Raw genomic sequence first — 13,514 nt, 5'->3', positions numbered from 1 at the left:
ACCCGTATAATCTGCGCACCTTTTGACGGATTGCGGTTATACCATGGCTTCAGACTACGACGTGATAATCATCGGTGCCGGGGCGGCGGGCCTGATGTGCGCCGCCACCGCAGGCTATCGCGGGCGCCGGGTACTGGTGCTGGACCATGCCAACAAACCCGGTAAGAAGATCCTGATGTCCGGCGGCGGGCGCTGTAATTTCACCAACCTCAACAGCACCCCCGCCAACTTCCTGTCGGAGAATCCCCACTTCTGCATCTCCGCCCTGAAGCGCTACACGCCCCAGCATTTTCTCGAGCTGGTGGAGCGCCACGGCATTGAGCACGAAGAAAAAGCCGCCGGGCAGCTGTTCTGCCGGGACAGCGCCAAGGACATCCTCAACCTGCTGCTGACCGAGTGTGAATGGGCCGGCGCCGAGATCCGCATGAAAACCCAGGTGCGGGACATCGCCGAAATATCCGGTGGTTACCGGCTGCGCACCGGTTCGGGCACCCTGAGTTGCGAATCCCTGGTGGTGGCTTGCGGCGGCCTGTCCATTCCCACCATGGGAGCCACCGGGTTTGGTTACGACATCGCACGACAGTTCGAACTTGAAGTGCTGCCGACCCGCGCCGGCCTGGTCCCTTTCACACTCCACCCGGAGCTGAAACAGCAACTCGCGCCCCTGTCCGGCATCAGCTGCCCGGTGGATGTCAGTTGCAACAATGAACACTTCCGCGAGCCCATGCTGGTCACCCATCGCGGCCTCAGCGGGCCGGCCATGTTGCAAATCTCCAGCTTCTGGGAACCGGGTGACACCCTGGCCGTCAACCTGCTGCCCGCCTGCCAGATCCGCGAAGACCTGCTATCACTGCGCAAAGCCAAGCCGCAATCCACCGTGGGCCAATACCTCGCCCAGCACCTGCCAAAACGGTTTGCCCAGGCCTTCAATGACCTCCATGACTGGACCGGCCCCCTGCAGGGTTACAAGAATACCGACATCGAACATGTGGCCAGCACCCTCGGCCAATGGTCCATCAAACCCGCCGGTACGGAGGGTTATCGCACCGCAGAAGTCACCCTGGGCGGCGTCGATACCCGCCAGCTGTCCTCCAAAACCATGGCGGTACTGGATCGGCCAAACCTGTATTTCATCGGTGAGGTGGTGGATGTGACCGGGCACCTGGGCGGGCATAATTTCCAATGGGCCTGGGCATCGGGTGTGGCGGCGGGCAATAGCGCCTAAACTTCAAAGGCATGCCCCACTCTCAAGAATATCGCCAAGCCAACAACCGGGCCAACGAATGGAAGATGTAGCCAGCCAATTCCTCGACACCAACCAGACCACCCTGAATCTGGCCGTGGCACTCTTGCTGGGTGCGATCATCGGTCTCGAGAGGGGCTGGGAAGCCCGGGAGCAGAAAGCCGGTGAACGCATCGCTGGCATCCGGACGTTCGCCCTGATTGGTTTGCTGGGCGGTGTGGCTGCGGTATTGACCGATGCCATTACCGAGTGGGCGTTTCCGGTGCTTTTGATCAGCGTGGTCGCCATATCACTGGTGGCGTACAGCGAGCGCCTGACGCACATCCGCAATTTCAGCATCACCGGTACCGTGGGCATGGTTCTTACCTTCTGCTACGGCGCCATAGCCGTTGCCGTTGACCCCGCCATTGCCGTCGGGGCGGCAGTTGTTACCGCCATTGTTCTCGACAACAAGCAGGAAATTCACAATGCCGTGAATCGGCTGAAAGCCCATGAGCTGGATGCTGCTCTGAAGCTGCTGCTGATTACCCTGGTGATGCTGCCCATCCTGCCCAATGAGGGCATGGGCCCCGGCGACGTGCTCAACCCCTATGAAATCTGGTGGCTGGTGGTATTGATTGCGTCCATTTCATTCGTGGGCTATTTCGCCATCCGACTGGCGGGCATGAAAAAAGGCATCCTGTTCACCAGCCTGTTTGCCGGCCTCAGCTCGTCTACCGCGCTGACGCTGCATTTTGCCCGCCAGGCCGCCAATGCGCCCAACCTCAGTCCCCAGTTCGCGAGCGGTACGCTGATCGCCTGCGGCACCATGTTTCCACGGATTCTGGTGTATTGCGCGCTGATCAACCCGGCACTGCTGCCCCTGCTCCTGTGGCCGGTGATCGTGATGGCGGCCCTGCTTTATATTCCGGCGCTGGTGATCTGGAAGCGCCACGAAAGCCGTCTGGATGTGCCGCAACCGGAACTCACCAAGAACCCCCTGGATCTCAAATCCGCCTTCCTGTTCGGACTTCTGCTGACGGGCATCCTGTTGCTTGGGGAGTATCTGAGGATCTGGCTGGGCGATATCGGGATATTCGTTCTCGCGGCTACTTCGGGGATCGCGGATGTCGATGCCATTACGCTGTCGCTCACCCGCATGTCCGTGGAGGCGATTTCCATGCAAACCGCGGTCATTGGCATCGTGATAGCTGCGGCGGTCAACAACTTGGTCAAAGCCGGCATGGCCGGCAGCGTTGGCGGCAAGGAGATGGGGCTTATGGTTGGAGTGCCCATGGTGGTATCGCTGTTGGCGGGACTTGCCATTGCCTGGCTGCTCTAGTGTCAGCGGGCGCGCCGGAAGGTAAGGTTGTACCGCAGATCCCCGGTCAGCGGGTGCTGCCCCGGTTTAAGGCGGAGGACGCCATGGTAGTTCCGCCGTGCCGACCGGCCCCACACCACCACATCGCCACTGGTCAGGGTGGTATTTACCGGGCGGTCACGGCGTCTGGCACCCCCGAACTGGAATGTTGCCGGCACCCCGAGTGATACGGATACGATCGGCTGACTGAAATCTTTCTCGTCCCTGTCCTGATGCAGGCCCATTTTCGCACCGGGCTGGTAACGGTTGATCAGGCAGGCATCCGGCTCAAAGCCGGGATACCCCGCTTCCGCTGCCGCTCCAATTGCCAGGTCCCGGAACACCTCTGGCATCGCCGGCCAGGGCTGACCACTGCCGGGGTCGGTAGACTGGTAGCGGTAGCCCGAGGTGTCAGTTACCCAGCCCCACATTCCGCAACAGGTCATGGCCACCGACATGGTATGACCGCCCGGCGTCTGCATATTGCGGAAAGGCGCCTTCCCGGCAATACCGGCAATCTCCGCCAGCAACTCCTCTTCCTTTTCGAGAGCGAAATGCCGCAACACCAAGGCATCATCCACCAGGGTCTCGGTCCAGGGGGCCGGGCGCTCCCCGGCAAACAGGTCCAGAGTTATAGAAAGTGACTTTTTCATAACATTCAAAGAAAAAACGCGTTCCAGGGTCTACCTTTCTACTATCTATCTTTCCACTATCGGAATACGTTCATCCTGCTGTTGAAGGATTATCGATGTCAGCCAAATACCAGTCGGCCCAGGTTTCCCTGGCTTTTCTGATCGCTTCGGCCATTACTCTGGGTATGCTCACTTTAGCCATTGTACTCGTTGGTCAAAGTTTTCGCGGCATGGAAGCGGCCAAAGTCTCTGCCGCCAGCGCAACCGCAAAACAGCTTGCTGTCAGCGTCGACGACCGCATCCGCGCCATCACCGGCCCGCCAGCGGCGGCCCTGGCGGTGCTCAGCCATGACCCACTGGCCGATACCGATACCCTGGAACAAAGACTGGCCCGTTTGCCTGTCATTGCAGATATCCTGACCAGCAGCGACATTGTCAGCGCTGTCTACGCCGGTTATGGCAATGGCGACTTTTTTCTGCTGAGAAAAATCCGCAAAGGTGAACGTTCCCGCTTCCCGGACGCGCCGGCCAATACCCGGTTCCTGCTACAGACCATCACCCGGGACAGCGAAGGCAACCTTAACCCGGAATGGCGCTTCTACGATCAGGACCGGGTTCTGATATCCCGACGATCCCCCGAAAGCTATGATTTCGACCCAAGAGTCCGTCCCTGGTATCAACAGGCCAGGCAATCCGGCGTCACCGAATTAACCGATCCCTATGTGTTCTTCACCACCCGTGAAACCGGGCTTACCCTGTCCCGAAGGGCGATCCGGCCAGACGATCGCACCAGTCATACGGTGTTCGGTGTGGATGTCACGGTGTCGGATCTCAGCCAGCAACTGGCAGAGCTGCGACATACCCCCGACACCCGCATAGGCATTGTAAACAGCGAAGGCGCAGTGCTGGCCTATTCCGATACCGCCCAGTCGCTGAGCACCAACACCCCAGGAACAGCTCCCGGCCCGATACAGGTTGACGACCTCACCAGCCCGGCGCTGTCGGATGCCCTGGCACAGTCCCGGGCAGGGGCCGAAAGCAACGGCGTCAGCCGGTATACCTCAGCCAATCGTGACTGGTATGGAATGACCGAACCGCTGTCATCCCTGAGCAGAGAAAACCTGACCGTCGTGGTGGCGATCCCCGCCGATGAACTGCTGGCAGATGTCTGGCAAGCCCTGTCACGGCAAACAATGGTGGCCGGTGCCATTGCGTTGCTGCTGTTGATTGTCGGCTGGCTACTCGGCCGCAGAGTCGGGAAACCCCTGGAACAGCTGACCGAGCGGGTCAGTTCGTTGTCCCGCTTCCGGTTCGACACCTCCATCAAGGTGGACTCTCATATACGGGAAGCCCGACAACTCAGCGTCGCGCTTGATGATATGGCCAGCACCATTCACAGCTTCCAGAACATTGCCACGGTACTGAACCGGGGACAGGACCTGAACACCCTGCTCCGCGACATCCTAGAGCACATTGTTCACATCGTTGGCCAGAACCGGGGCGCAATCTACCTGTTCAGCCGGCAAAACAACGAGCTGACCCTCGCCGTCGACAGGGATCTCAACCTGCCATCCACCGTCGGCGATGTCACAGCCGGTGCGGATGACAGCGACATCATCCGCCACCTGCGCCAGCACCTGCCCGGACATCCGGTGTTCGCTATTCTCCGTAATCGCCAGAAACAGCTGATCGGCGCCATGGTGATCGAAATGGAGTACGGCGAGCATACCCACCTCAGCGACGACCTGATTGTCTTTGTCGATGAGATAGCCGGCTCCGCCGCCGTCGCCATTGAAACCCGGGAACTGATCGAAAGCCAGCAGGCGCTATTGGAGGGCATTATTCGCTTGGTAGCCAACGCCATTGATGCCAAGTCACCCTACACCGGCGGCCATTGCGACCGGGTTCCCAAGCTGGCCCACATGCTGATCGAAGAGGCGGAGAAGAGCACGGAAGCACCATTCCGGGATTTCCAGCTCAATGATGAGCAACGCTACGAATTCCACCTTGCCGCCTGGCTGCACGACTGCGGCAAGATCACCAGCCCCGAATACGTGGTGGATAAAGCAGTCAAACTGGAAACCATCCACAACCGCATCCATGAAATACGCACCCGCTTCGAGGTGCTGCACCGGGATGCCGAGATCGCCTGCCTGAACGCCATACTGGCGGGCGAAGATCCAGGCCGGGCCCGTCAGGAGCGGGACCAGACACAGCAGCACCTGCAGGAGGAATTCGCGCTCATCGCCAAAGCCAACATCGGTGGCGAATTCATGGATGAGGCGGATATCGATCGCATCCGCCAGATTGCCCAACGTCCCTGGCTGAGACATTTCAGCGATCGACTCGGCCTGTCCAGTGATGAACGGGAAGCCCTGGCAGACACCCCGGAACCGGACCTGCCGGCGACCGAGACCCTGCTGGCCGACAAGCCTTCACACCTACGTGAATGGGGAGATCAGGTGCCTCCCGTGCAGAAGGACGATCCCCGTAACCGCTGGGGATTTGATATGGAATTGCCTGAGTATGCGTTCAACCGGGGCGAGATCCACAACCTGACAGTGGCCAAAGGTACCCTGACGGACGAAGAGCGGTTCAAGATCAACGAACACATCGTCCAGACCATCTGCATGCTCGACGCCCTGCCCCTGCCCGATCGGCTCGCCAATGTGCCCCACCTCGCCGGTACCCATCACGAACGCATGGATGGTAAGGGTTACCCCTGCAGGCTCAGCAGCGAGGACATGGGCATTCCGGAGCGTATCATGGCGGTGGCGGACGTGTTCGAGGCGCTGACCGCCGTTGACCGCCCCTACAAGGAAGGTAAAACCCTTACCCAGGCCCTGACCATCATGTCGCGTATGGTGGAAGAGGGCCATATCGACCGGACGGTGTTCGAATTGTTTCTCCGTTCCGGAACCTACCGGCGCTATGGTGAACAACACCTCCGCCCGGAACAGATTGACGAGGTTGATGAAAGCCAGTTCATGAAACCTGACTAAAAACCCGTATACTTTGGCGCTGGTCTATTGTTTCTGAAGGGATATCCATGCTGTTTGCAATCATAATTGGTGGTCTGATCGGGTACGCGTTCGGCAAATTCCCCGGTTTTCTTATCGGTGCGGCCCTTGGCGCATTTCTTGTCCATCGCCTGAAAAGCCGCCTGCTGGGCAAGCTCCAGAGCATACAACTGGGCTTCGTAGACTCGGTTTTCGCGGTTATGGGTGCCCTGTGTAAAGCCGACGGCGTTGTCAGCCGGGACGAAATCCAGATGGCGGAATCGCTGTTTGTGCGATTCCGGTTGTCGGAAGAACAGAAAGCCTCCGCCAAGGCTGCGTTCAACCGGGGCAAGGAACCGGATTTCGACCTGGAGGCAGAACTGAGCCACTTCCTGCGAATCAGCGGTGGGCAACCAGCGTTGCTGCAGATGTTTCTCCAGGTTCAGGTATCCGCCGTCGCGGCGGATGGCATGGTGCATCCGGCCGAGCATGAAATGCTGGTGCGTATCGCCCGCGGGCTCGGGCTACCGGAAAGTCAGGTGGATCAACTGGAAGCCATGCTTCGCGGCTCCCACGCTGGTCAGGCAGGTGGCGCACGCCCCTCGTCAGCACAACAGCTTGAAGACGCCTACAAGGCCCTCGGGGTCTCGCCATCCGCCAGCGATGAGGAAATCAAGAAAGTCTACCGCAAGCTGATGAGTGAGAATCACCCGGACAAACTGGCTGGCCGGGGGCTGCCGGAAAGCATGCGGGAAATGGCCGAGGAACGGACGCGGGAAATCAGCCACGCCTACGATGTTATCAAGGACGCCAGAAAGGCAGCCTGAAGCGCTGCCTCATAACCAGCGGGACACCCTCCTCCGGTATATCCCACAGGCTTCACTGCGCCTTTCCTGAAATGACATGTCGTCACGTTTATCATTGGATTAGAGTGTCAGGACATTTTCAGGAGATGCGCCATGACCATGCGGGAACAACCGAAGACCATCCATGCCTTCCAGGATGACGCGTTGGGCGACCATGACGCCACCGGTATTGCAGAGCTGATCCGTCGTGGCGAGGTATCAGTCGCCGAGGTCACTGCAGCGGCCATCCAGCGCGCCCGCCAAGTGGAGCCATTTATCCGGGGCATTGTCTTCGAAGCTTTCGAGCAGCCTGTCCAGGGCCAGACATCGCCTTCTGGCGGGTTCTTTCACGGCGTACCCACCTTCATCAAGGACAACATGGACGTCGCCGGCATGCCGACCCGTCATGGTTCCGCAGCCGTGCCTCCCAACGTTGCCAAAAACACCGGCGCATTCGCAGAACAGATGCTTGCCCAGGGCTACGTCTGCCTTGGTAAAAGCGCGTTGCCGGAATTCGGCTTTAATGCCAGTACCGAGCATGCCAGTGCGCCGCCGTCCCGCAACCCCTGGAACCTGGCCTTTTCCACCGGCGCATCCTCCGGCGGCTCCGCCGCACTGGTGGCCGCTGGCGTGGTGCCCTTAGCCCATGCCAATGATGGCGGTGGTTCCATTCGCATCCCGGCGGCCTGCTGTGGCCTGGTGGGCCTGAAACCCAGCCGCGGACGAGTGGCCGACAACGAAGCCGCGAAATCATTGCCCATCAACATAGTCAGTGACGGCGTAGTGACCCGCAGCGTGCGGGATACCGCTCGCTTTTACGCCGAGGCGGAGAAGCACTATCGCAACCACAAATTGCCGCCGATGAGCATGGTCGAGGGCCCGTCACGGCGCTCAATGACCATCGGCCTGGTGCTGGATTCCATCAACGGCCACGCCACCGATCAGAAAACCCGCGAAACGGTGGAGCGCACCGCACGGTTACTGGAGGGCATGGGCCACCGCATTGTCCCCATGGATGTCCCCATCGCGCCATCATTTGCCGACGACTTTGCCCGCTACTGGGGTATGCTGGCGTTTGGCGTCAAGGCCAACGGCCGCAAGCTGATGCATCCGGAATTCGACAAATCCCGGGTAGACAGCCTGACCCATGGCCTCGACAGGATGTTCCGCCGGCAGTTCTACAAACTGCCGGCCACCCTGTGGCGCCTTCGCCGCAGTTACCATGACTATGCTCAGGCAGTGGCCGGCTTCGACGCCATCCTGACCCCGGTCCTCGGGCACACCACACCGGAAATCGGTTACCTCAACCCGGAACAGGATTTTGACACCCTGTTTGACCGCCTTACCCGCTATGTCAGTTTCACTCCCCTGGCCAATGCCACCGGCGCACCGGCGATCTCGATGCCCATGGGGCGAACAGACACTAATTTACCGGTCGCGGTTCACTTGATGGGGCTCCACGGGGGCGAAAAAACTCTGCTAGAGTTAGCGTATTCGCTAGAGGAGGAATATTCTCTCTACCATGGATGACAGCGCAACCTTTGTGAGCTACCACAAGGCCCTGATGGAGCTAAGTCACGATGCCGGCTTCATCAGACAACCGAGGCACCACAAGCTGTCAGCACTGGCATCCCTGTGTGGACGCCTGCTGGAAGTGGAGCGCGTGAGTGTGTGGTTCTTCCCTCCGGAGCGGGACCGGATTACCTGCGAATGCCTGTATGACAAACATCAGGTAGCCGAAACCGGCCCGCAAAGCGTTGCTTCAGGCGAGAAGGGCCTGAGCTCCGTCAGCCTCTATCGTTCAGACCATCCCGGCTACTTTCAGGCCATCAGCGAGGAACGGATTCTGGCGGTCAATGACGCTCGCAATGACCCCCGGACCTCCAGCTTCAACTCGGATTACCTGCCCTCGGTCGGGATTCACTCCATGCTCGATGCGCCGGTATTCGATGGTTCACGCCTCAGCGGTGTGGTGTGCCTGGAAGCCTGTCATCCGCGAGAATGGACGCTGCCGGAACTCTCATTCGCAATATCCATTGCCGACACCATCAGTCTGATCAATACCCACGAAGCCTGGGTGCACTCAAAAAGAGCGCTGGATTTCGTCTCCCGATTCGACACACTCACCGGCCTCGCCAATATTGATTCACTCAAGGAACGCGTGATTCACCTGGCCGAAAAAATCCGCCGGCGCAAAACGGGCAGCCTGGCGCTGATCTGGATCGACGTGGACCGCCTCAAAGCCATTAACGACGGACTGGGGCCACAGGCCGGAGACAGCGTTATCGCGGAGATCGGTCAACGCCTCAAGGCCCTGCGCCTTGAGGGCAAGGATCTGCTGGCTCGCATCGGCGGCGACGAGTTTGCCATACTGATCCGCCATCACACCCAGGCGGACGCTCTGAACGGCACCGCCGAGCGTATCCAGGAAGCCATAAGACAACCCATCCGGGTATCGGGGCAATCCCTGAGCATCAGCGCCAGCATGGGCATCTGCCATCTCCCGGAAGACTGCGTGGAGCCACAGGAATTGTTACGCGGCGCAGAAGCGGCCATGTACCACGCAAAGAACCTGGGACGGGCACGGGCCACCGTTTTCGATTCCGCCATCCAGATCAGCGCACAATCGAGGTTCGCCCTTGAACGAGAGTTACGGGCAGCCATCAGCGGTGACGCTCTGGACGTATTCTACCAGCCCATCGTTGACCAATCGGGAAAAACAGTGATCAGCATCGAGGCCCTGGTGCGCTGGAACCACCCGCAACGGGGGTGGTTACCGCCCATAGAGTTTCTGGACATTGCCCGTGGCAGTGGCCTGATGTACACCCTGGGCGAGTGCGTACTGCGGCGGGTCTGTAAAGACTGGTCCACAGCGGATTCATTGGGCATCCACCTCCCCGTCATCTCGGTTAACCTGTCTGCCGAACAGGTACTGACCCTCGACCTGCCTGACCGAATTAAAGAGATATGCGCCAAGCATCGGATGCCGGTCAGTGCACTGCAGTTTGAAGTGACCGAAGACTCCATCCAGGGGGATTTCAACACCCTGGCTGGCGTGCTGGAAACGCTCGTCGATGCCGGGGCCAAACTCGCTATTGATGACTTTGGTACCGGTTATTCCTCGCTGGCACGACTGAAGAGCCTGCCGTTCTCTCACATCAAGATCGATCGGTCATTTATCAGCGATCTTCCCGATGACGAAAACGACTGCGCAATTACCCTGTCCATTATCGGTCTGGCCCGGGGGTTGGGGCTGTCCGTGGTGGCCGAAGGCGTAGAGACCGAGGCCCATGAACAGTGGCTGATTGAGAAGGGATGCGATTTACTCCAGGGCTATTTCTACAGCAAACCCCAACCCTTCAATGATCTGATGGAACATTATTTTCTCACCTGATTGACCTGACTCTGCGCCCTACCCGATCGCCCAGAACCAGCAGCGCCGGAGTCAGCAGCAGCGTCAGGATGGTGGCAAAAGTCAGGCCACCGGCAATGGCGCTGGACAGTTGGGTCCACCACTGGGTGGACGGCGCCCCGATGCCAAGGGACGGAGTCAGCAGATCCACATTGATACCCAGCACCATGGGCATCAACCCCAGCACCGTGGTGACAGCGGTCAGCAATACCGGTCGCAGACGCAGGCAACCGGTTTCCAGTGCCGCGTCGTAGGCTGACATCCCGCTTTTGCGCATCTGATTGTAGGTATCAATCAAAATGATGTTGTTGTTCACCACAATCCCGCCCAGGGCAATGATCCCCATACCCACCATCACGATGCCGAACGACTGACCATTCAGCAGCAGTCCCAACAGGACCCCTGCCGTGGAAAGCACAATCGCAGACAGGATCAGGAAGGTCTGATAGAGGGAGTTGAACTGGGTAACCAGTATCAACAACATGAGTGCGATGGCCACGAGGAAGGCGGTGGTCAGGAAGTTGGCCGCCTGCTGCTGATCCTCGTTTTCTCCGCCAACGGTAACGGTCACACCCTCCGGGGGGGCCGGCATCTCCGCCTGCAGGCTGCGCAGTATTTCATCGACCCGCCGCCCCGGTTCGATATCGGATTTAATGGTGACCGTGCGCTGACCATCCACCCGGACAATACTACCGGTCTTCGGCGCCGGCTCCAGGGACACAAACTCCGACAACGGCGCCTGGCCACGACTGGTGTGGATGGTCTGACGTTGGAACTGGTCGAGTTCGCGCCAGTTATTGGGCACCCGGACCGCAATGTCCACTTCATCCCGGACATCCTCCGGGCGGTAGGTGGCCAACACCAGACCATTGGTAATCAATCGCACCGCACTGCCGACACTCAGTACATCCGCACCAAAACGCGCCGCCGCCTCACGGTCCACCTGCAATCGCCACTCAATGCCAGGCAGGCTGCGGTCATCCTCTATGTCCACAAAACCGCCCATGGCGGACATACGTTGCTGAATCTGATTCACGTAGCTGTCGAGCGTGTCACTGTCCATACTGCTCACTTTCAACTCAACGGGTTTCCCACCTGCCGGACCACCTTCCTGTTTGCGGAAATCGAGTTGAATTCCCGGGATATCGCTGGTGCGCGCCCAAAAGTCCTCAAGGATGTCGTTGGCGGGTCGCCGGGTAAACCAGTCGGTGAACTGGAACTGCAATACACCGATCACATCAGGGGCCATCCGGTTGCCGGTACCGACCATGGAACGTGCATAAAGTGCCTTTACCTCTGGCATACCCTGCAAACGTTGCTCTACCTCACGAACAATCGTGTCCCGCTCCCAGATCGACAGGTCGCCCCGGGCACGGACCTGCACCTGGGCGGAATCGGGTTCGACCTCAGGAAAGAATTCCACGCCATGATTGAAGCGGGCATAGCCTGCATAGATCAGCACAATGAGCCCCAACACGCCCAATAGGGTGAACCCCGGGCGGCTGAGCAGGGTGGACAGCAATTTCCGATACCCCATCAGCATGACACCCCCGTCCACCGCTTGCCGGGCTCTCTTGCCGCCACTGACGGCTCCGAGCACCGGCAGGAATACCAGGGCCATCAACAAGGATGCCGTCAGACAGATAATCACGGTGGTGGGCAGGAATTTCATGAACTCCCCCACCACGCCCGGCCAGAACAGCAATGGCGCAAAGACCGCCAGGGTTGTGGCAGTGGACGCGATGATCGGCCACGACATACGGCTGGCGGCCTCCGCCCAGGCGGATCGTACCCCCAGCCCTTCCGACAGGTTCCGGTCTGCCAGTTCCGACACCACGATGGCGCCGTCCACCAACATTCCCGCTACCAGGATCAGGCTGAACAGAACCACAATATTAAGGGTCAGCCCCATGCCCCAGATCACCAGGATGCCCGTCAGAAAGGCGCCGGGAATGGTAAGACCGACCAGCACCGCAGAGCGTGGTCCCATGGCGGCAATCACCACGATGATGACCAGCACGATGGCCGTCAGTACGTTGTTCAGGAGATCACTCAGGATGTCGCGGACTTCCGTGGACTGATCCATGATGTAGCGAACGTCCAGTTCGTCCGGCAATTCGGCGTCCGCTGCCTCAATCAGCCCCCTGACCTGAGCGATAGTTTCGATGATATTGGCGCCGGTCCGTTTAGAGACCTCCAGCACCAGCGCTGGCTCACCATTGATACGGGCAAACCCGGTGGGGTCCTTGAAAGTACGTTGCAGCATGGCCACGTCACCAAAGGTGACGACCGTATCACCGTCCACCTTGATGGGCATGGACATCACGTCTTCGATGGTTTCAATCACCCCGGGGACTTTCATCGCCATGCGTCCGGCTCCGGTATCGAGACTGCCAGCCGCCACCAACTGGTTATTGCGTGAAATCAGCGTGGCAAGCTGGTCGAAATCGACTCCGTAGCTTTCCAGCACCTGTGGATCCACCACCACCTCCAGCAGGTCTTCCCGGTCACCGCCGATCTCCACCTCCAGCACTTCCGGAATGCCCTCGATGGCATCCTGGAGCCGCCGCGCGACGGTGATGAGTTCTCGTTCTGACAAGGGTCCGGAAAGACCGATAGACAGCACCGGGAACAACGATACGTTGATCTCGTTTACCCGGGGCTCGTCTGCTTCCTGGGGAATCTTGGTGCGGGCGGTATCGACCTTCTCCCGCACATCCTGAAGGGCTTTATCGGGATCAAAACCAGCGTCAAATTCCAGCATAACGGAGGCATGTCCTTCGGACGCCGTGCCCTTCATTTCCTTGACGCCTTCCAGTGATCGCAGTTCCTGTTCCATCGGCCGAACCAGCAGGCGCTCGCCATCTTCCGGGCTGATCCCCTCCAACGTCATGGAGATATAGATCATCGGGATAGTGACGTCCGGATTGGCTTCCTTGGGAATACTGTAGAAGGCTGCAATCCCGCCAAGAATCAGGAACGTGAGGGTCAGAAGGCTGGTACGGCTGCGATCAAGGGCCGCAAATATCAATGTCCGCATGCTG

General features: G+C 59.4%; 8 protein-coding genes. 6 read left to right on the top strand and 2 right to left on the bottom strand.

Annotated elements, in window-relative coordinates; all coding sequences use genetic code 11:
* The first annotated feature begins 43 nt into the window (after positions 1–43).
* A complete protein-coding gene (locus EHN06_RS06935; protein ID WP_127331423.1) occupies positions 44–1,225 on the top strand; it encodes an NAD(P)/FAD-dependent oxidoreductase in 1,182 nt (393 codons plus the stop codon).
* Between the two features lie 58 nt (positions 1,226–1,283).
* The gene (locus tag EHN06_RS06930) at positions 1,284–2,564 is read left to right on the top strand and encodes an MgtC/SapB family protein (RefSeq protein ID WP_127331421.1); all 1,281 of its coding nucleotides are present in this window, start codon (positions 1,284–1,286) and stop codon (positions 2,562–2,564) included.
* 2 nt (positions 2,565–2,566) lie between these two features.
* On the opposite strand, the gene alkB is transcribed toward EHN06_RS06930, so the two are convergent.
* Positions 2,567–3,235 (bottom strand): DNA oxidative demethylase AlkB, encoded by a 669-nt coding sequence (alkB, locus tag EHN06_RS06925; RefSeq protein ID WP_127331419.1) that lies wholly within the window; start codon positions 3,233–3,235, stop codon positions 2,567–2,569.
* A gap of 95 nt (positions 3,236–3,330) precedes the next feature.
* Between alkB and EHN06_RS06920 the strand changes: the two genes are divergently transcribed.
* From EHN06_RS06920 to EHN06_RS06905, 4 genes are all read left to right on the top strand, one after another.
* Complete coding sequence (locus EHN06_RS06920; RefSeq protein WP_127331417.1) at positions 3,331–6,216, top strand: HD domain-containing phosphohydrolase; 2,886 nt, start codon at positions 3,331–3,333, stop codon at positions 6,214–6,216.
* Positions 6,217–6,263: 47 nt separating this feature from the next.
* Positions 6,264–7,040 carry a co-chaperone DjlA gene (gene djlA, locus EHN06_RS06915; RefSeq protein WP_127331415.1) on the top strand — a complete coding sequence of 259 codons (777 nt, stop codon included), beginning with the start codon at positions 6,264–6,266 and terminating at the stop codon, positions 7,038–7,040.
* Between the two features lie 132 nt (positions 7,041–7,172).
* Positions 7,173–8,588 carry an amidase gene (locus tag EHN06_RS06910; protein ID WP_323053021.1) on the top strand — a complete coding sequence of 472 codons (1,416 nt, stop codon included), beginning with the start codon at positions 7,173–7,175 and terminating at the stop codon, positions 8,586–8,588.
* Entirely contained in the window at positions 8,581–10,452 is a 1,872-nt protein-coding gene (locus EHN06_RS06905) for a sensor domain-containing phosphodiesterase (protein WP_127331413.1), read from the top strand. The genes EHN06_RS06910 and EHN06_RS06905 overlap by 8 nt, the downstream gene beginning before the upstream one ends.
* On the opposite strand, the gene EHN06_RS06900 is transcribed toward EHN06_RS06905, so the two are convergent.
* The gene (locus EHN06_RS06900; RefSeq protein ID WP_127331411.1) at positions 10,445–13,510 is read right to left on the bottom strand and encodes an efflux RND transporter permease subunit; all 3,066 of its coding nucleotides are present in this window, start codon (positions 13,508–13,510) and stop codon (positions 10,445–10,447) included. The genes EHN06_RS06905 and EHN06_RS06900 overlap by 8 nt on opposite strands.
* Positions 13,511–13,514: the final 4 nt, after the last annotated feature.

Source organism: Marinobacter sp. NP-4(2019), assembly GCF_003994855.1.
Lineage (GTDB): Bacteria > Pseudomonadota > Gammaproteobacteria > Pseudomonadales > Oleiphilaceae > Marinobacter.
This window is presented reverse-complemented; position numbering and strand designations above follow the sequence as displayed.

What these genes read in the sequence shown, in the direction of transcription:
- EHN06_RS06900 (WP_127331411.1), bottom strand. Translation starts at nt 13,510, where the DNA reads ATGCGGACATTGATATTTGCGGCCCTTGATCGCAGCCGTACCAGCCTT.
- EHN06_RS06905 (WP_127331413.1), top strand. Translation starts at nt 8,581, where the DNA reads ATGGATGACAGCGCAACCTTTGTGAGCTACCACAAGGCCCTGATGGAG.
- EHN06_RS06930 (WP_127331421.1), top strand. Translation starts at nt 1,284, where the DNA reads ATGGAAGATGTAGCCAGCCAATTCCTCGACACCAACCAGACCACCCTG.
- alkB (WP_127331419.1), bottom strand. Translation starts at nt 3,235, where the DNA reads ATGAAAAAGTCACTTTCTATAACTCTGGACCTGTTTGCCGGGGAGCGC.
- djlA (WP_127331415.1), top strand. Translation starts at nt 6,264, where the DNA reads ATGCTGTTTGCAATCATAATTGGTGGTCTGATCGGGTACGCGTTCGGC.
- EHN06_RS06935 (WP_127331423.1), top strand. Translation starts at nt 44, where the DNA reads ATGGCTTCAGACTACGACGTGATAATCATCGGTGCCGGGGCGGCGGGC.
- EHN06_RS06920 (WP_127331417.1), top strand. Translation starts at nt 3,331, where the DNA reads ATGTCAGCCAAATACCAGTCGGCCCAGGTTTCCCTGGCTTTTCTGATC.
- EHN06_RS06910 (WP_323053021.1), top strand. Translation starts at nt 7,173, where the DNA reads ATGACCATGCGGGAACAACCGAAGACCATCCATGCCTTCCAGGATGAC.